Genomic DNA, 19,226 nt, shown 5'->3' with positions numbered 1-19,226 from the left:
GTTGAATTTCATCCTGCATCCGGTTTTTGCCTTGGAACTGGCGATCTGGGCCGCCGCAATCGCCCTGTACAAAAGGCCCGCATAATGCCCCCGATCAAACCCCTCGGCCAAACGGAATTTGTCGCGCTGATTGCGATGTTGATGGCGACAATCGCCATTTCTATCGATGCCATGCTGCCCGCCCTGCCCGAAATCGCCGCTGAATTATCACCCGACGCGCCCAACCGCGCGCAGTTGATCATCACCAGCTTTGTGCTTGGCATGGGTTTGGGCACGTTCTTCACGGGTCCGCTGGCCGACCGGTTCGGGCGCAAAGCGGTGATTGTCACGGGTGCCGCGCTGTACGTTTGCGCGACTTTGGCGGCCTATTTCGCGCAATCGCTGGAAACCATGCTGGCCGCACGCCTCGCCATGGGGTTGGCCGCCGCCGCCCCCCGCGTCGCCTCCGTGGCGATTGTGCGCGATCTTTATTCCGGCCGCGACATGGCGCGCATCATGTCGTTCATCATGTTGATCTTTTCGCTGGTGCCCGCCCTCGCGCCGTCCCTTGGCGCCGTGATCATCGCCGTGTCTGATTGGCGCGGCATCTTTCTGGCCTTCGCGATCTTTGCGACGCTCGTGTCGATCTGGTTGATGCTGCGCCAACCCGAAACATTGCCGCCCGAAAAACGCCGCCCGCTGAGCTTCACAAGCCTGTGGTCCGCCGCCAGCGAAGTCCTGCGCCACCCCACCGTGCGTCTAGCCACCCTTGTCCAAACCCTCAGCCTCGGGATGTTGTTTTCCGTGCTCAGCTCCACCCAGCAGGTGTTTGACGTCACCTACGGACAGGGCGAAACCTTTCATTTATGGTTTGGCGGCATCGCAATTCTGGCCGCCTCCGCGTCCATCGTAAACGCCCGTATCGTGCAACGCCTTGGCATGCGCCCGATCATCAAAGCCATGTTTTTAGCCCAAATCGCGTTGTCATTGGGGATGGTGCTGGTCGTCAGCCTTCATCTGCCCAACCAGATAGAACTGCTGTTTTACGCGTTCTGGACAATTTCGGTGTTCTTTCAGGCCGGCCTCACGCTCGGCAACCTTAACGCGCTAGCGATGGAACCCATGGGCCACATTGCAGGCATGGCCGCGTCCCTCGTCACGGCGTCCGCAACCGTGGGCGCTGTCTTTATCGCCGTGCCCATCGGGCTGCGCTTTGACGGAACACCAATGCCATTGGCCATCGGCACCCTTATCTGCGCCGTTCTGGCCTTCACCCTGACATCCATGATCCGGCGCGACAGCGACGGCTAGGCCTTCGCCTTTTTGGCCTCTTTCACCTTCGCGGCCAAATCGCGGGCGATGTTGAACGACCCTTGGATCTTTTCGCGGTCCGTACCCCAATCGCGGCGAATGACGATCTTGTTGTCCTTCACCTTGGCCAGCCCGCGCTGGTCTTCGATGAATTCAACCAACCCCTTGGGCGAGATGAACTTGTCGTTGTGGAACCGCAAAACAGCCCCCTTCGGGCCCGCATCCAGCTGAGAAATGCCAGCGCGTTTGCACATCGCCTTAATGCGCACGACCAGCATCAACGTGTTGACCTCACGCGGTAATTTCCCGAACCGGTCAATCAGTTCCGCAGCAAATCCTTCCAGCTCAACCTTGGTCGTCAGATCAGACAGGCGGCGATATAACCCAAGACGCACATCCAGATCAGGCACGTAGGTGTCAGGGATCAGCACAGGCACACCAAGGTTAATCTGCGGCGCCCACTGGCCATCCTCAACCAAGGTCACTTCACCGGATTTGATCTTGGCGATCTGTTCTTCCAGCATGCTCTGATACAACTCATAGCCGACTTCGCGCATCTGGCCGGATTGTTCTTCGCCCAGCAAATTGCCCGCCCCGCGAATATCCAAATCCTGCGACGCCAGCGTGAAACCAGCCCCCAGCGTGTCGATCGATCCAAGCACACGAAGCCGTTTTTCAGCCTGCGGCGTCAGTTTCTGGCGCGGCTTATAGGTCAAATACGCATAGGCCCGCGTTTTGGAGCGCCCGACCCGCCCGCGAATTTGATACAGCTGCGCAAGGCCGAACATATCCGCGCGGTGCACGATCATCGTGTTTGCCGTTGGAATATCCAGACCACTTTCCACAATCGTCGTCGCTAACAGCACATCATATTTGCCGTCATAAAACGCGTTCATCCGATCATCGAGCTCACCTGCGGCCATCTGGCCGGACGCGGTAATGAACGACACTTCGGGCACCTCATCGCGCAGGAACGCTTCGATGTCGGGTAAATCAGAAATGCGCGGCACGACGAAAAACGACTGCCCGCCGCGGTAATGTTCACGCAACAGCGCCTCGCGGATGGTCACGGTATCAAATTCGGACACATAGGTGCGGATCGCCAAACGATCGACGGGTGGTGTGCCAATAATGCTCAGCTCACGCACGCCCGACAGCGACAATTGCAACGTGCGCGGGATCGGCGTGGCCGTCAGCGTCAGCACGTGAATGTCCGTGCGCATCTGTTTCAGCCGTTCCTTGTGCTGCACGCCAAAGTGCTGTTCTTCATCAATCACCAGCAATCCAAGGTTCTTGAAGCGCACGGATTTGGCCAGCAACGCATGGGTGCCAATCACGATATCGACCGTGCCCTTCGTGATCCCGTCCCGCGTCAGCGCTGCTTCTTTCGCACTCACAAAGCGCGATAACGTCCTGACATTGATAGGAAATCCACGGAACCGTTCGGCAAAACCCTTGTAGTGCTGGCGCGCCAGCAACGTCGTCGGCGCGACAATCGCCACTTGCACACCAGACATCGCCGCGACAAACGCCGCACGGATCGCGACCTCGGTTTTACCAAAACCCACGTCACCACACACAAGGCGATCCATCGGTTGCCCCGATCCGAGGTCTTCGATCACATCGCCAATCGCGGCCAATTGATCATCCGTTTCCGCATAGGGAAAACGGGCCAAAAACTGATCCCACATCCCATCCGGCGGGGTCAACGCAGGCGCTGTGCGCAGCGCGCGTTCGGCCGCCACTCGGATCAGGCGCTCCGCCATCTCGCGGATGCGTTCCTTCAGCTTGGCCTTCTTGGCCTGCCACGCACCGCCACCCAATCGGTCCAGCAGCCCGACCTCATGACCAAACCGGCTAAGCAGTTCGATATTTTCAACAGGCAGATACAGCTTTGAATTTTCGGCATATTCCAGCAGCAGGCATTCATGCGCCGCCCCTGCGGCCGTCACGACCTCAAGCCCCAGATACCGGCCCACACCGTGATCCACGTGAACCACCAGATCACCGGGTGTCAGGCTTTGCGTTTCGGTCAGGAAATTCTCGGCGCGCTTTTTGCGTTTGGTTTGCCGGATCAACCGATCCCCCAGCACGTCCTGTTCGGACACAACGGTCAGTCCGTCGGCCTCGAACCCGTGTTCCAACGCCCAAACCGCCAGATGCAGCCCGCGTTTTCCAACCCGTGCAAAATCCGTGACAGGGATTGTCTCGGCAATACCCTCATCCTCGATCAACCCCATCAGACGTTCGCGCGCGCCCTCGGAGTAGGACGCAACAACAACCGGCCCGCTTTCAAGTTTCGCTTTAAGATGATCCGCCAACGCCCCGAAAAGGCTGATACTTTCCTGCTGACGCTCTGGCGAAAAATTGCGCCCGATGCGCCCGCCGGCATCGATTACGTTCAACCCTGTGGCTTGTGGCAATGCCCCGAATTGCAACACGCGCTTGTCCGCAATTGCGGCGTCCCACGCGGCCATATCCAGATACAGCCCGTCAGGTTTGGCGGGCTTATAAACGGAATCCATCCGCCCCTTGGCCAACATCGCCTCACGGCGCGCATCATATTGATCGGCAATAGACACCCAGCGGGCATCGCGCTGTGCTGCGTTTTGTTCGTCCAACGTCACGGTTGCTGATGGCAGGTAATCAAACAGCGTCTCAAGGGTTTCGTGAAAGAACCCCATCCAGTGTTCCACGCCCGCGTGTTTCTTGCCCGCGCTCACCGCCTCATAAAGCGGGTCATCCGTGCCCGCCGCGCCAAATTCCAAACGGTAATTCTGTCGGAACCGCGTGATCGCAGCCTCATCCAAAATCACCTCTGACACGGGGGCAAGCTCAACCACCTCAAGCGTTTCGGTGGTGCGCTGCGTCGCGGGGTCAAAGCGGCGCGCCCCGTCCAGATCATCACCAAACAGATCAAGGCGCACAGGCCCCGTCTGACCGGGCGGGAAAATATCAATAATGCCGCCGCGCACCGCGTAATCGCCGGGCTCTGTCACGGTGGGCGCTTGGGTAAAGCCCATGCGCACCAAAAATCCCCGCAACGCGGCCTCGTCCACCCGTCCGCCCACACGCGCGCTGAACGCAGCCTCGCGCAGCACAGACCGCGCAGGCACTTTTTGGGTGGCGGCATTCAGCGTTGTCAGCAAAATGAACTTTGCAGGCATCCCATGCGCCAACCCCGCCAGCACCGCCATACGGGCGGCGGACACATCGGCGTTGGGCGACACACGGTCATAGGGCAAACAATCCCAGCCCGGAAACACAATCACGGGCATGTCGGGCGCAAAAAACGCCAAAGCCGCGCGCGTGGCCTCAAGGCGTTTGTCATCGCGGCAAATATGCACGACCGCGCCTTTGTCGGCCTCGGCCAAAATAAGACGGGCGTCAAACCCTTCGGGCGCGCCGGACACGGTGATATGTTTGGATGCTGTCATACCCCCGACCTACCCCGCGGACAGGCCAAGTCAACCGCTAGAAGATCGGGCTAACGGCCAAATTCTGATACATGCCATACATCGCGGTCACGAAGATCGAAATCATACCGATAAACTGGGTGATAACGCGGTGTTTGGACAGCCGCGCATAAAGGGCCTCGCCCTCGGGCTGCTGTGTCGCGATGGCTTGTGATGTCGACAGGCTCAGCGCGCCCACCAACGTCAGCGGAAACGCCAGCAAAAACACCGCTTGGGCAAATTCCACATCATAGAAAAACGCCAAAATCGCCAGTGACGTCAGCGCAAAAGACAGCACCAGCAACAACACCAACCCGGACACCTGCCCGATGTACAACAATCGGTTCACGTTGATGCGCACCATGTCGTGCAAATCCGCCTCGGCCTGCCCACCATTCTTGCGCGCGCGCTGGATCATATCAAACGGCACGCCCAGCACCCAATGGCTGACCGATGACCACACGACAGCAAGCGCAATCCAGAACCAAAGGTTGCTGAACGACCGCATATCGATCACTTCAAAAAGGGTGTTGGTCCAATCCACGACGTCCGCCTGTTGATTTTTGCGCAACCTAACGCTGCGCGGCGCCAATGCCCAGACTTGTGATGTCACGATTTACATGGCAGCAGTTGGGTGTGACTTGAAAGGCCCGACTGATGACGCTTCCTCCGTTTCCGACAACCCGCCTGCGCCGCCTGCGCGCCACCCCCGCGCTCAGATCGATGGTGCGCGAATCCGCGCTGTCGCCTGCCGATTTCATCTGGCCCGTATTCGTGATGGAAGGCACCGACGCCGAAGAACCCGTCGCCTCCATGCCCGGCGTGATGCGCCGCACCGTGGATCGCATCGGTGCCGCCGCGCGCGAAGCCTATGCCATGGGCATCCCCGCGATCTGCATTTTCCCCTATACCACGATGGACGCGCGCACCGAAGACTGCGCGCTCGCCTGGTCACCCGACAACATCGCCAACCGCGCCATCGCCGAAATCAAAAAGGCCGTGCCCGACATGGCCGTGATGACCGACATCGCGCTTGATCCCTACAACATCAACGGCCACGACGGCTTTGTTGAAAATGGCGAAATCGTCAACGACCGCACAGTCGAAGCATTGGTAAAAATGGCGCTGGTTCAGGCGGAAATGGGCGCCGATATCCTCGGCCCGTCCGATATGATGGACGGGCGCGTCGGTGCCATCCGCACAGCACTTGAATCCGCGGGCCACCAAAAGGTGACGATCCTCAGCTACACCGCCAAATATGCCTCTGCGTTTTATGGCCCATTTCGCGATGCGGTTGGGGCGTCCAGCGCGCTCACGGGGGACAAGAACACCTACCAGATGGATCCTGCAAACTCGGACGAGGCCATGCGCCTCGTGGCCCGCGACATCGCGGAAGGCGCGGATATGATCATGGTCAAACCCGGTATGCCCTACCTTGATATCGTGCGCCGCGTGAAAACCGAATTTGGCGTGCCGACGTTCGCCTACCAGGTGTCGGGTGAATACGCTATGATGCAGGCGGCCGCGCAAAACGGCTGGCTGGACCATGACAAAGTGATGATGGAATCGCTGATGTGCTTCAAACGCGCTGGCTGTGACGGAGTGCTGACCTATTTCGCCCCCGCCGCCGCCAAGCTGCTGAATGGCTAATTCCCGCCACCCTGCATCTAGGTGCTGACATCACGCGAAATACCGCCTATTGTGTTCCCCATAACGGGGGCAAACCCCGAACCTTTAGGCACGAGGCAGTCATGACCCTACTTAACAGACGCTCCTTTGCGCTCAGCGCATTGGCAACAACCACCCTATCCGCTTGCGGCAATGGCATCGGCGGCAATGGCGCTGCGGTGATCGACAGCCGCGTCGATAGCACCCTGAATTTCATGTATAACAACTACCCCGGCACGCGCGATTTGTCGTTCAAAGCCAGCGGAATGCTGGTGATGCCCGTCGTCACCGAGGCAGGGCTTGGCTTTGGCGGATCGTTCGGGCGCGGCGCGCTGCGCATCGGTTCCAGCACCGTGGATTACTACTCCGCGACCTCCGGCAGCGCGGGCCTTCAGATCGGCGCACAGCAATACTCGACGGTTCTGTTCTTCATGACCCAAGACGCGCTGACAGATTTCCGCCGTGCAAACGGTTGGGCTGCGGGTGCGGACATCGAATATGCATTGCAAGACCGCGGCGAAACCCTGCGCGCTGAAACGACAACATCCCTCGCGCCAGTTATCGCAGTTGTCTTCGCACAGGCCGGATTTCGTGCCGGTGCGACGATTGAGGGCACTAAATACACAAGAATTATCCCGTAATCAGGGACTTAGCGGTTATCATCCGGTGTGGGCCATATCACGCCCATACCGGACCCATACCCGAACCATACCGGACCCATACTGCATATCTAGGCGCGCAGCCGTTCGCCTTTGGGGTCAAACGGTGGCTCAGCCAACACCACGCCCCGGTGCGGTTTGCCAAGGATCATGACGTCAACAGCACTGCCCGCGGGCGTGTCCTTGAGGTATCCCAGCGCAAGGCTCATCCCCACAGAATACCCATACGCCCCCGACGTGACCCGCCCGACCGGCGTGCCGTCAGGTCGGAAAATAGGTTCTCCTCCAGTGGCATCCGCCGTCGTCACATCCTGCACATGGATCAACGACAACACCTCACGTGATACACTATCTTTGACCTTCAAGTATTTGTTTTTATGTAGAAATTTCTTTTCTACTTTGATCAACCGATCCAACCCGACCTCTTGGGGCCAATACTCGGGGCTATATTCGCGCCCCCAAGATCCGTAGCCCTTTTCGACCCGCAGCGACATCAACGCACGACTTCCCACAGGGCCGCCATCCTGTGCGTCAGCCGCTTTCAAAAGTGCTTCATAAACAATGGCTTGGTCCGCAGCCTTGCAGTGAATTTCCCAACCCAAATCGCCGGTAAAAGACACACGCAGCGCCAGACACGCGGCCCCCGCAACCTCGATCCACTTTGACCGCATGAACGGAAAATCATCCGTCGCCAGTGATGTATTCGTAAGTGATTGCAACGCCTTACGCGCCAAAGGTCCGGCAATGTTAAACCCGCACCACGCATCCGTCATGCTTTCGAATGTGGTGTCTTCGGGCATCGGGACCATGGCCCAGAACCGCTGATGATACCGCTCCGCCATGCCAGACCCAATGACCCAGAACTCATCCTCACCCATGCGCGTCACGGTGAAATCGCCCGCAATACCGCCATTCACGCCAATCAACGGCGTAAGGCAGGACCGCCCCACGGCCTTGGGCATGGTGTTGGCAAACACAGCGTTCAACCAATCCTCAGCCCCCGCACCCGCGCAGCGGTATTTGGCGAAGTTGGAAATATCAATAACACCAACGGCTTGGCGCAACATCTTCACCTCGCGCCCAACACTGTCAAACCACGGCTGGCGGGTGAAACCCGCACTGTCTGGCGTGTCTTTGTCGAAATAGGCCGCATGTTCCCAGCCGTAGTTCAGCCCGAACACCGCGCCCATATCACGCTGCTGTTCATACACAGATCGCACGCGCACAGGCCGGCCCGCATCGCGTTCTTCGCCGGGGAAATGGATCTTGAAACGATGCGCATATTGGTCGCCCACCCGCGCTTTGGTGAACTTTGCATCGGCCCATTTACCAAATCTTGCGACATCCCATGCAAACATGTCGTAAGTCGATTCGCCTTCGGTGATCCATTCTGCCGCCATCAAGCCCATTCCACCGGACTGGCTAAACCCCGGGATAATCCCGTTGCAGCAAAAGTAGTTCGATAAATCAGGATGCGGGCCAAACAAAACATTGGAATCCGGTGACCAGATCATCGGACCATTGATTACCCGTTTGATCCCCGCCTCACCCACGGCGGGCACACGATCAATCGCGCGCATCATATTGTCTTCGATCCGTTCCAGATCATCCGCAAACAATTCATGGCCAAACCCTTGGGGCGTGCCATCCTCGGCCCAGAACCGCACGTCTTTTTCATAAGCCCCGACAAGCAATCCCTGCCCCTCTTGGCGCAAATAATACTCTCCGTCGCGATCCGCGACAGACGGCAACCGGCGATCCATAGCCGCAATTTCCGCGATGGTTTCGGTCACGAAATACTGGTGTTCGGTCGGCAAAAGCGGCAGTTCAATCCCTGCCAGTTTCGCCACCTCGCGCCCCCACAATCCGGCGGCGTTGATCACCCACTCGGTCGCGATATTCCCTTTTGGCGTCTCAACAATCCACGTCCCGTCCGGCTGCTGCACCGTCGCTGTGACGGGGCAAAATCGGATAATTTCAGCCCCGCGCTGACGTGCCCCGATCGCATAGGCATTCGTCACGCCGCTGGGGTCAACATTGCCGCCATCGGGTTCAAACATGATGCAGCGGATGCCGTCATAGTTCACCAAAGGATGCAGCGCCTCTGCCTCGGCCCGCGACACTTCATGGAAATTCATCCCATAAAACTTGGCCTTGGCCGCCTGAAGACGCAGCTGATGTTCACGCTCCTCGGTCTGGGCCAGATACAGCGACCCCGGCTGAAAAACACCACACGACTGGCCTGTCTCAGCCTCAAGCTCATTATACAAATTCATCGTGTAATGCTGAATGCGCGAAATGTTCGTGCTGTCATGCAACCCGTGAATATTGGCCGCTGCGTGCCACGTCGATCCGCTGGTCAGCTCGTCGCGTTCAAGCAGGACAACATCGGACCAGCCAAGTTTCGCCAAATGATACAAGATCGAGCAGCCAATAACGCCGCCCCCTATGACAACAGCTTGGGCATGGGTGCGCATGGGTCTCTCCTTTGGTTACCCCTACAGTGAAATCCCTGCGCGCGCGCCATTTGCCACAATGCGACACCTCTTGTCGCAAACCGTCCCCCCCTGCATCACAATCAAAATTAGCCTATACCCAACGAAGGAGACCATCATGAAAACCACCACCCGCGTTGTTGTCATCGGCGGAGGCGTCGTAGGCGCGTCCGTTCTGTACCACCTGACCAAACTGGGCTGGTCCGATGTGATGTTGCTGGAACGATCCGAATTGACAAGCGGGTCAACCTGGCACGCGGCGGGCGGATTTCACACGCTGAATGGCGACACGAACATGGCAGCACTTCAGGGCTACACCATCAAGCTTTACAAGGAGTTGGAGGAGATCACAGGCATGTCGTGTGGTCTGCACCACGTGGGCGGCGTGACGCTGGCCGACAACAAAGACCGCTTTGATATGCTGGTCGCAGAGCGCGCAAAACACCGCTACATGGGCCTAGAGACCGAGATCATCGGCCCCGATGAGATCAACAAAATCGCGCCCATCGCCAACACGGACGGCATTATCGGCGGGCTTTATGATCCGCTTGACGGGCACCTTGACCCCAGCGGTACGACCCACGCCTACGCAAAGGCGGCGCGCATGGGCGGGGCGGACATCGTCACGCATTGCATGGTCACCGCCACAACCCAGCGCGCGGATGGAACATGGGATGTCGTGACCGACAAAGGCACGATCCACACAGAAAACGTCGTGAACGCGGGTGGGTTATGGGCACGCGAAGTCGCCGCGATGGCGGGAATTTACGCCCCCCTGCATCCGATGGAACACCAATACATCGTCACAGACGACGTGCCCGAAATCGTGGCCCGCGACACAGAACACCCCCACGTCATGGACCCTGCCGGCGAAAGTTATCTGCGCCAAGAAGGCAAAGGGCTGTGCATCGGATTTTATGAACAAAAGGCGCGACCTTGGGCGGTGGACGGCACACCGTGGACGTTCGGCCATGAACTGCTGGCCGATGATTTTGACAAGATCGAAGACAGCATAGAATTCGCCTACAAACGCTTTCCGGCCTTGGGCCGTGCGGGCGTGAAATCGGTGGTGCACGGCCCCTTCACCTTTGCACCTGACGGCAACCCACTGGTTGGCCCCATCCCAGGCCTGCGCGGATATTGGTCGGCCTGCGGGGTCATGGCGGGGTTCAGCCAAGGCGGCGGCGTCGGCCTCACGCTGGCGCAGTGGATGATTGACGGCGAACCGGACCGCGACGTAACTGCGATGGATATCGCGCGCTTTGGGAACTGGATCACACCGGGCTACACCCGCCCCAAAGTCATCGAAAACTATCAAAAACGGTTTTCAATCGCCTACCCCAACGAAGAACTGCCCGCCGCGCGCCCGCACCGCACAACGCCGATGTATGACATCTTTTCTGGCCTTGGCGCCGTGTGGGGCCATCAATACGGGCTCGAGGTCCCCAACTACTTTGCGCAGGGCGATGAACCCACATTCGAAGACCCGTCGTTCCGGCGATCAAACGCCTTTGATGCCGTCGCCCGCGAGGTCAAATGCTTACGCGAAAACGTCGCCATCACCGAAGTGCATAACTTCGGAAAATATCGCGTTAAAGGTGTAAATGCGCGGGCGTGGCTGGACCGGATCATGGCGGGCCGCATTCCCAAACAGGGCCGCATTTCGCTGACGCCAATGCTGTCTGAAAACGGCAAACTTTTGGGCGATTTCACGGTGTCCTGTCTAAGCGAAACCAGCTTTGTTTTAACCGCGTCTTACGGTGCGCAGGCCCAGCACATGCGTTGGTTCCTCCAACATCAAGACAACGGCGTAAGCATCGAAAATATAAGCGATAAAGTGAACGGCTTTTCCATCGCGGGCCCCAACGCGCGCGACCTTCTAAAGGCCTGCACGCGCGATGATGCGGATCTGAAATTTTTAGACGTGAGCACCATGACCATCGGGCAGACCGCCTGCACGGTCAATCGGGTGTCGTACACAGGTGATTTGGGGTACGAAATTTACTGTGATCCGATGGACCAACGCGCCCTGTGGAAAACTCTGTGGGAAACTGGCCAGCCGATGGGCCTGTCCTTGTTTGGAATGCGCGCGATTATGTCACTGCGGCTGGATCGCTTTTTCGGGTCATGGATGCGGGAGTTTTCGCCCGATTATACAGCGGCCGAAACGGGGATGGATCGGTTCATCAAATGGGACAAAGACTTCATCGGCAAGGCCGCAGCACAGGCCGACGCGGCCCCCCGCCGCCTTGTCACGTTCGACGTTGATGCCAACGACGCCGACGTCACTGCCTATGAACCCGTGTTCATTGACGGCACGGTTCAGGGCTTTTGCACATCGGGCGGTTATAGCCATCACACGGGCAAATCCATCGCGTTCGCACTGATCCCGAAAGACCACGCCGTTGACGGCCTAAAGGCACAGATCGAAATCTTGGGTGAAATGCGCAACGCGACCCTGATCACCGCGCCCATCTTTGACGCCAACGGGTCGCGGATGCGCGGATGATACCGATCCTGATCCTGGCGGCCGGACGCTCTGCCCGCATGGGCGGTCGTGACAAGCTGCTTGAAACGGTAGACGGCGTGCCGCAACTGCGCCGTTTGGCGCAGGCGGCGGTGTCGTTGGGCGGGGGTGTTTATGTGGCCCTGCCCCATACCGACCACCCGAGGCATAGCATTATCAATGACTTAGACGTCACCGTTTTGGTTGTGCCTGACGCGGCTGAAGGCATGGGGGGCACCATGCGCGGGGCCGTCGCGCAGCTGCCCCAATGCGCGCGGTTCATGATGGTGCTTGGTGATCTGGTCGAAATCGGCGCGGATGAAATGCGCACCGTGGCCCACGCCGCGCTGGCACACCCCGATGCCCCGATCGTGCGCGGCGCAACGCAAAGCGGCAAAGCGGGCCACCCGATTGTGTTTCATGACGACGTGCGCGGCGGGTTTGCCCACCTTAAGGGCGACACAGGTGGCGAAGAACTCGTCCGCCCGCTGATCGCCAAAACGGTCTTGGTCCCGCTGCCCAATGACGTCGCGCGCCTTGATCTGGACACGCCGCAGGATTGGGCCGACTGGCGCACCAAAACCGGACGCTAACCCCAACATCCGAACATGAAAAAAGGGCCAGATGCACCCCTGCATCCGGCCCTTTTCTATCGCGGCAGGGCCCAAAGACCCCACCGCAGCTGCATATTCGTTTACTTCACCAAAAGCTTGGCTTCGTGTTTCTTCAGCGCGCGACGTGCAGACTGGTATCCTTCCAGACCCTGCTTTTCCTGAAGCTCTGGGAAGAGCTCAAAGATTTCGTTGCGCTGCGCGTTGCCGATCCCCTTGAGGGAATAATCGCCAGGCTGGAAGCTTTCAGTCCATGCACCGTTTGACAGCACCACTTCGTGGTTGTCGAACATGAAGTGAATGTAGGCAGTGCCCATCACATCAACAGCATGGATACCTTCGGATCCAACAAGGTGCTTGGCAGCGGCCAGAACTTCACGCTCTTCGAAATAAAGTTGCGTTTTGTCTGATGCGACCAGCATCCGGTGGTTTGGCGATACCAGCATATCACGCTCTGGCAGACCATTCCCGAGGGCACCGGCACGTACCAGGATCGGCTTGAGGTGCGGATTGGCCACAAGTGCCTTGCCCGTCATCTCTTTGCGGCCTGTCCAACGGATCTCTTGGATGCCGTTGTCACGTGTGATGATCCGGTCGCCTTCGCGAAGCTCCTCGACCAGACGTTCGCCTTTCGGTGTCGCGATCGTTGTACCCGGCGTAAAGCATGGCACCACGTTCTCGATTTCTTCGAACGTCATGGTGGTTCCGTCAAGGAAGTTGACGATACCGTCTTCACGATCCGCAGACGTGTAGGTGATGAAATCAACGCCCGCACCCGTCAGGTCCAGTGTGTCGAAGTCGTCGCCAGCGTTGCCGCCGTTGACCACATCACCACCGTTACCGCCAAGGATCACATCGCGATCCGCGCCACCGTTGATGAAGTCTTCGCCGTCGCCGCCTGTCAGCGTGTCGTTGCCGTCGTTGCCGGATACGGTGTCATCACCGTCGCCGCCGTTGACCACATCGTCGTCCTGACCACCGGCCAAACGATCATCGCCGTCGCCGCCATCAAGGGTATCTTCGCCAACACCGCCGAACAGAACGTCGTCACCTTCTTCGCCGTCAAGGATGTCGTCACCCTCTTCGCCCTTGAGGATGTCGTCGCCTTCGCCACCGAGGAGCGTATCGTTGCCCGCGCCGCCGAACAGTTCGTCGTCGTCGATTTCACCGTCGATGAAGTCGTCGCCGTCGTCACCATAAAGTTCGTCACTGTCGTCGGCACCAAGGATGGTGTCATTGCCAGCGCCACCGAAGACCAGATCGTCGCCGTTGTCGGGCTCAGGATCGCCAAGGTCATCGTCGAACTGCTCAGGGATACCGAAGAGGTCTGTGCCAGGCTCAAGCCCTGCAAAGATCGTATCGTTGCCTTCGCCACCAAAGATCGTGTCAGACCCTTCGCCACCGATGATCGTGTCGTTGCCGTCACCACCGTCGATTTCGTCAGCGTCGATACCACCGTCGATCACGTCGCGGCCTGTGCCACCAAAGATCACGTCAGCGTCGTCGCCTGTTGTGATTGTATCGTTGCCAGCACCACCGAACACAGTGTCGAGGTCATCTGTCGGGGACGAACCAGGGAAATCACCATCCGCAGGGATAATGTCGCCAAAGCTCAGATCAGGAAGAGGAACCTGATCGTTGCTGGTGTCGATGGTGTCGTTGCCGTCGCCGCCTTCAACCACATCGCTGCCTTCGGCCGTTGCGATGGTGTCGTTGCCAGTTCCGCCAAACACTGTGTCGTCGCCAGACGCGCCCCACAGATCATCATCGCCAGCGCCGCCGTCGATTGTATCGTCGCCAGATCCGCCTTCGATTTTGTCAACGCCGGTTCCACCGCTGAGGTCATCATCGCCGGCACCGCCAAAGATCATGTCATCGTTGTTTTCACCGTCGATCACGTCGTCACCATCGCCGCCGCGGATGATATCATCACCGCCGCCGCCAAGGATGCTGTCGTCACCTTCGTTGCCCTGGATGCTGTCGTCGCCGCTGTCACCGTCAAGCGTGTCATTGTCATCGCCACCAAAGATGGTGTCGTTGTCTTTGCCGCCTGTGATGTTGTCTTCGCCAGCGTCGCCGGACAGCGTATCGTTGCCGTCCTGACCAAGGATAACGTCGTTACCGTCGCCACCGAACACTTCGTCGTCGCCCTGACCCGCAAGGATCGTGTCGTCGCCGCCAAAGCCGTAGATCAGGTCGTCGTCCTCAACATCGCCGGGCAGGATCGCGTCGTCGTTGTCAACGCGGTCGCCGTCCGGATCGCCCAAGTAACCGCCATCGATGATGTCATCACCGGCTGTGCCTTCGACAGTGCCGTCCAACGGTGCGTCGCCCACGGTGATCGTGTGCTCTGCGTCGTCTGTCAGGCCTTCTTCGTCTGCGATGGTGTAGCTGACTGTCGCAACACCGGTGAAGCCCATGGCAGGTGTGAACGTGGCCGTACCGTCGTTGTTGTTGACGATTGTGCCCTGCTCAACCGGAACAGAAACCGCTGTGACGGACAGATCATCACCGTCCACGTCTGTGTCGTTGTCCAGAAGGTCAATGATAACAGGCGAGTTGAAGTCGGTCACATCTGCGTCGTCGTTGGCCTCTGGTGCGTCGTTCACCGGGTTCACTGTGACGGTCACAGTCGCGGTGTCGGAATTCCCGTCTGGGTCCTCAACCGTGTAGGTGATCGTTGTGTCGCCGTTGAAGTTTTCAGCAGGGTCAAACGTGATCGTACCATCAGCATTGATCGTAACGTCACCGTCAGGCGATGTCGCCTCGGTCACCTCCAAAGGATCACCGTCCGGATCGCTGTCGTTGTCCAACACATCGATGGTGACAGGTGTGTCCTCATCTGTCTCAGCAACGTCGTCTTCTGCTTCTGGCGCATCCTGAACCGCAGCCACGTCGATGGTGTGAACCGCTGAATCTGTCAGGCCGTCTTCGTCTTCGATGGTGTAGCTGATTGTCGCTTCACCGGTGAAGTTGTCAGCAGGCGTGAACGTCACTGTGCCATCACCATTGTCGACCAGCGTGCCCTGTTCGGCCGGAACCGTGGCTTCGACAACCGTCAGGTCATCACCATCAACGTCGGTGTCGTTGGCCAGAAGATCAACGATGACCGCTGTGTCCTCATCCGTAACAGAGGCATCATCCACCGCATCCGGCGCATCATTCACCGCATCTACAGTGATCGTGTGCTGGGCTGTGTCTTCGCCGCCGTTGCCATCGCTAATCGTGTATTCGATCACCGCTTCGCCGTTGAAGTCTTCTGCTGGCTCAAACGTGACAGTCCCGTCGCCGTTATCTGTGATCGTACCTTCGCCAGAAATCAGAGTGGCCGAAATAACCTCAAGGTCATCGCCCTCTGGGTCTGTGTCGTTGGCCAGCAGATCAACCGTTACAGACGTGTCTTCGTCTGTTGTGTTGGCGTCATCAACCGCGTCAGGACCATCGTTCACTTCGCCAACCGTCACAGTGACAGTGGCCGTATCTGTGCCGCCGTTGCCATCATCGATTGTGTACGTGATCGTTGTCTCACCGGAGAAGTCAGGTGCTGGTTCAAACGTGATCGTACCGTCGCCATTGATGGTCACGTCACCGTTAGGGGACGTCGCATCCGTGACAGTCAGATCATCGCCATCGACGTCCGTGTCGTTGCCCAGAACGTCGATGATGACAGCTGTGTCCTCATCTGTTTCGGCCACGTCATCGTTTGCAACAGGCCCATCGTTGACAGGGTTCACTGTGACGTTGACTGTCGCTGTGTCCGTGCCGCCCTGACCATCGTCGATGGTGTAGGTGATGGTGGTGTTGCCGTTAAAGTCGTCGGCAGGCTCGAATGTCAGTGTGCCATCCGCGTTGATGGTCACAGTGCCGTTCGGGGACGTTGCGTCAGTCACTTCCAGCGGATCACCGTCCGGGTCGCTGTCGTTGCCCAGAACGTTGATGATCACGGAACCGTCTTCGTCAACAGTTGCAACGTCGTCCGCCGCATCAGGGCCACGGTTCACTTCGTCACCGATGATTTCTTCGATGTCTGTGAAGGTCAGCGTTTCGCCCGTCGGGTTGCCGTCACCATCAACAAACACAACCGTGCCGTTGAAACCGTTGCCGTTGCCGCCTGTTGTTGTGTCAGACACAACATTTTCCAGAACGAACGACCCCTGACCCGTCAGGTCAAGAACGTCGTAGTCCGATCCGGTTGCGCCACCGTCAACAACGTCGCCTGCGCCACCGATAATGGTGTCAGATCCGTCGCCGCCAAACAGCGCGTCTGGGCCGTCAACACCGTTGTCGTCTTTGAAGTTACCGCCGCCTTCGACGATGTCGTCGCCTGCGCCGCCAAATACGGAGTCAGACCCGGACCCGCCGGACACGGTGTCGTTGCCTTCGTCGCCATACACAATGTCATCGCCGTGGCCACCAAAGGCGCTATCGTCGCCCGTGCCGCCAAAGACGGTGTCGTTGTCAGAAGACGCCCAAAGGTTGTCGTTGCCTTCGCCGCCATACAGCGTGTCGTCGCCGAACGAGGTTTCGAACATGTCGTTGCCAGCGCCGCCGTAGTATTCGTCGTTGCCGTTGTCCGCGCCGCCCATGTTGTCGTCGCCAGCGCCACCAAAGGCCACATCGTCGCCGTCGTTGCCGAAGATACGGTCATTGCCGTCGCCGCCATAGATTTCATCGTCGTCGTTGCCGCCGTCGATGCTGTCGTTGCCAGCGTTACCTTCGATGTAATCTTCACCGTCGCCACCCGCGATGACGTCGTTGCCATCCATGTTGTCGGGGTCGATGGAATACGTCAGGTTGTCGATCGCGCCGGAATTGCCAAGGATCACTTCGATCTGTGCAACATTATCCAGGTTCGTGTTCACAACATGCTGGCCATTGTCCGCAGTGGTCACATCGACCTGCTGCAACAAGTTGCCGTTCATGTCGTAATACTTGACCCAAGCACCACCATCCGCGTCCAGCAACGTCAAAGCCGTCACAGATGCAGGGTTTTCAAAGTTGATAAAGAACGACCCGCCAGATGCGTTGTCGTCAGGGTCGGATCCGTCGCGGTCTTCGGACAGGATCAGAACCTTACCAAGGTTGTTTGTCGCAAGATCGTCATCGCCACCTGTTGGGTTGGCTGTATCAAACGCCATAACAGGCGTCTTCGGGTCGCCAGACGTGATTGTCACGCCTTCGCCGATGTACTGACCATCCACCAATTCGCCAGCCGCCAGATCGTTGAAATCCTGCGTGCCGTTGAACGACTGGTTGCCACCGATCAGCGTGTCGTTGCCGGCACCACCGATGATGCTGTCCGCGCCAAGACCGCCATAGGCCACGTCATTGCCGTTGCCCATGTTGATGGCGTCGTTGCCTTTGCCGCCAGACGCCAGATCGTCGCCCGCACCGCCAAAGATTTCGTCGTGGCCTGTGCCGCCGGACATGATGTCTTCGCCCGCATCGCCATACAGCGTGTCGTTGCCTTGCTCACCCAGCAGAACGTCGTTGTTGTTCATGCCTTCAAGAATGTCATTGCCGCGGCCGCCATATACAACGTCGTCGCCATCCTGACCGCACAGCGTGTCATCGCCGTTGCCGCCATAGATTTCGTCGTCGCCGTCTTTGGCCATCACAAGATCGTCGCCAGCGCCAGCCAGAACGATATCGTCCTGCGCGCCTTCACCGGGAAGGATGGCGTCGTTGTCGTCAATCTCGTCGCCGTCCGCATCTTCGTATTCGTTGACGATGATTTCATCGTCGCCAGCTGTGCCGTCTACATAACCGTCTTCGGTGGATGCCACGTCAAAGTGGATGTCGCTGACAGCAACCGTGCCGGAATAGCTGCGCTCTGGTCCGTCATCCAGAACAATCCAGAATGTCATGACAGGGCCAGGGATGTGGATGTTGATGTCTTGAACGCTGTTGTCTGCACCCGGGCCAGGCGCGTTTGTCTGCGTACCAGTCACAACATTGCCGTTCACATCGTGAACGCCTGTTGCTTCGAACTCGACTTCAACCGCGTTGCCGTCTGCGTCTTTCGTCATGATGGTAATTTCATCAAGGCGATCCACGTCCAGCAACGTGAAGTTCACATTCTCGACTTCCTCGGAGAACGTAATATCGGCTGAGCTGTCGTGCGTCACATCCCAGTTCTTCAGCATGCCGTTCTCGACGAACCACTGCTTGCCTTCGCCGTTTTGCGGCGTTGCGATGCTTACGTTGATGTTTCCGTCCGGACCGGCAATCGTGTTGTTGCCGTCTACGTTCGTATGTGACCAGTCAATTGTATAATCAGACATATTCGTTCCTATCTTACCCGTGTTCCCAGCCACATGGCCGGACCTTTGATGACACGTCTGTGTAAGAAGGGAACAATTGGCCACAACTCGACACACACGCTGGACGCCAAAGGCGACCAAACTCTCATCCGCATATGAATAGGTCTAGACCCGATCACGCAGACACCACTCACTTCACCGAGACCTAAATCTCGACCCGGCGTCCCCAGTCAGCCGGTGTGCCCCCCAGTCGGGCTCCGTCTGAATACAGACAGTTTT

General features: G+C 58.3%; 9 protein-coding genes. 5 read left to right on the top strand and 4 right to left on the bottom strand.

What is annotated here, in order from left to right:
• The first annotated feature begins 84 nt into the window (after window positions 1-84).
• Window positions 85-1,290 carry a multidrug effflux MFS transporter gene (locus tag L0664_RS06045; RefSeq protein ID WP_235224717.1) on the top strand — a complete coding sequence of 402 codons (1,206 nt, stop codon included), beginning with the start codon at window positions 85-87 and terminating at the stop codon, window positions 1,288-1,290.
• Here the strand turns inward: L0664_RS06045 and mfd are convergent.
• A complete protein-coding gene (mfd, locus tag L0664_RS06040; protein WP_235224716.1) occupies window positions 1,287-4,727 on the bottom strand; it encodes a transcription-repair coupling factor in 3,441 nt (1,146 codons plus the stop codon). The genes L0664_RS06045 and mfd overlap by 4 nt on opposite strands.
• A 37-nt stretch (window positions 4,728-4,764) precedes the next feature.
• A complete protein-coding gene (locus L0664_RS06035) occupies window positions 4,765-5,289 on the bottom strand; it encodes a component of SufBCD complex (RefSeq protein ID WP_235224715.1) in 525 nt (174 codons plus the stop codon).
• A gap of 113 nt (window positions 5,290-5,402) precedes the next feature.
• On the opposite strand from L0664_RS06035, the gene hemB reads away from it, so the two are divergent.
• Both hemB and L0664_RS06025 read left to right on the top strand, forming a co-directional pair.
• Window positions 5,403-6,395 (top strand): porphobilinogen synthase, encoded by a 993-nt coding sequence (gene hemB / locus L0664_RS06030; protein ID WP_235224714.1) that lies wholly within the window; start codon window positions 5,403-5,405, stop codon window positions 6,393-6,395.
• 101 nt (window positions 6,396-6,496) lie between these two features.
• Window positions 6,497-7,054 carry a lipid-binding SYLF domain-containing protein gene (locus L0664_RS06025; protein ID WP_235224713.1) on the top strand — a complete coding sequence of 186 codons (558 nt, stop codon included), beginning with the start codon at window positions 6,497-6,499 and terminating at the stop codon, window positions 7,052-7,054.
• Between the two features lie 89 nt (window positions 7,055-7,143).
• Here the strand turns inward: L0664_RS06025 and L0664_RS06020 are convergent, their stop codons facing one another.
• Window positions 7,144-9,549 (bottom strand): GcvT family protein, encoded by a 2,406-nt coding sequence (locus tag L0664_RS06020; protein WP_235224712.1) that lies wholly within the window; start codon window positions 9,547-9,549, stop codon window positions 7,144-7,146.
• A gap of 136 nt (window positions 9,550-9,685) precedes the next feature.
• Between L0664_RS06020 and L0664_RS06015 the strand changes: the two genes are divergently transcribed.
• Together L0664_RS06015 and L0664_RS06010 are read left to right on the top strand one after the other, a co-directional pair.
• Window positions 9,686-12,076: a GcvT family protein gene (locus L0664_RS06015; RefSeq protein WP_235224711.1), complete on the top strand. Its 2,391-nt coding sequence runs from the start codon at window positions 9,686-9,688 to the stop codon at window positions 12,074-12,076.
• Window positions 12,073-12,666, top strand: a complete 594-nt coding sequence (locus L0664_RS06010; protein ID WP_235224710.1) for a nucleotidyltransferase family protein — start codon at window positions 12,073-12,075, stop codon at window positions 12,664-12,666. Before L0664_RS06015 ends, L0664_RS06010 begins: the two co-directional genes overlap by 4 nt.
• A 101-nt stretch (window positions 12,667-12,767) precedes the next feature.
• Here L0664_RS06010 and L0664_RS06005 read toward each other — a convergent pair whose 3' ends face one another.
• The gene (locus tag L0664_RS06005; protein ID WP_235224709.1) at window positions 12,768-18,968 is read right to left on the bottom strand and encodes a cadherin-like domain-containing protein; all 6,201 of its coding nucleotides are present in this window, start codon (window positions 18,966-18,968) and stop codon (window positions 12,768-12,770) included.
• Between the last annotated feature and the right edge of the window lie 258 nt (window positions 18,969-19,226).

Source organism: Octadecabacter dasysiphoniae (assembly GCF_021532615.1).
Lineage (GTDB): Bacteria > Pseudomonadota > Alphaproteobacteria > Rhodobacterales > Rhodobacteraceae > Octadecabacter > Octadecabacter dasysiphoniae.
Note: the sequence above shows the minus strand (reverse complement) of the source record. Positions and strands in the feature narration are given on the sequence as shown.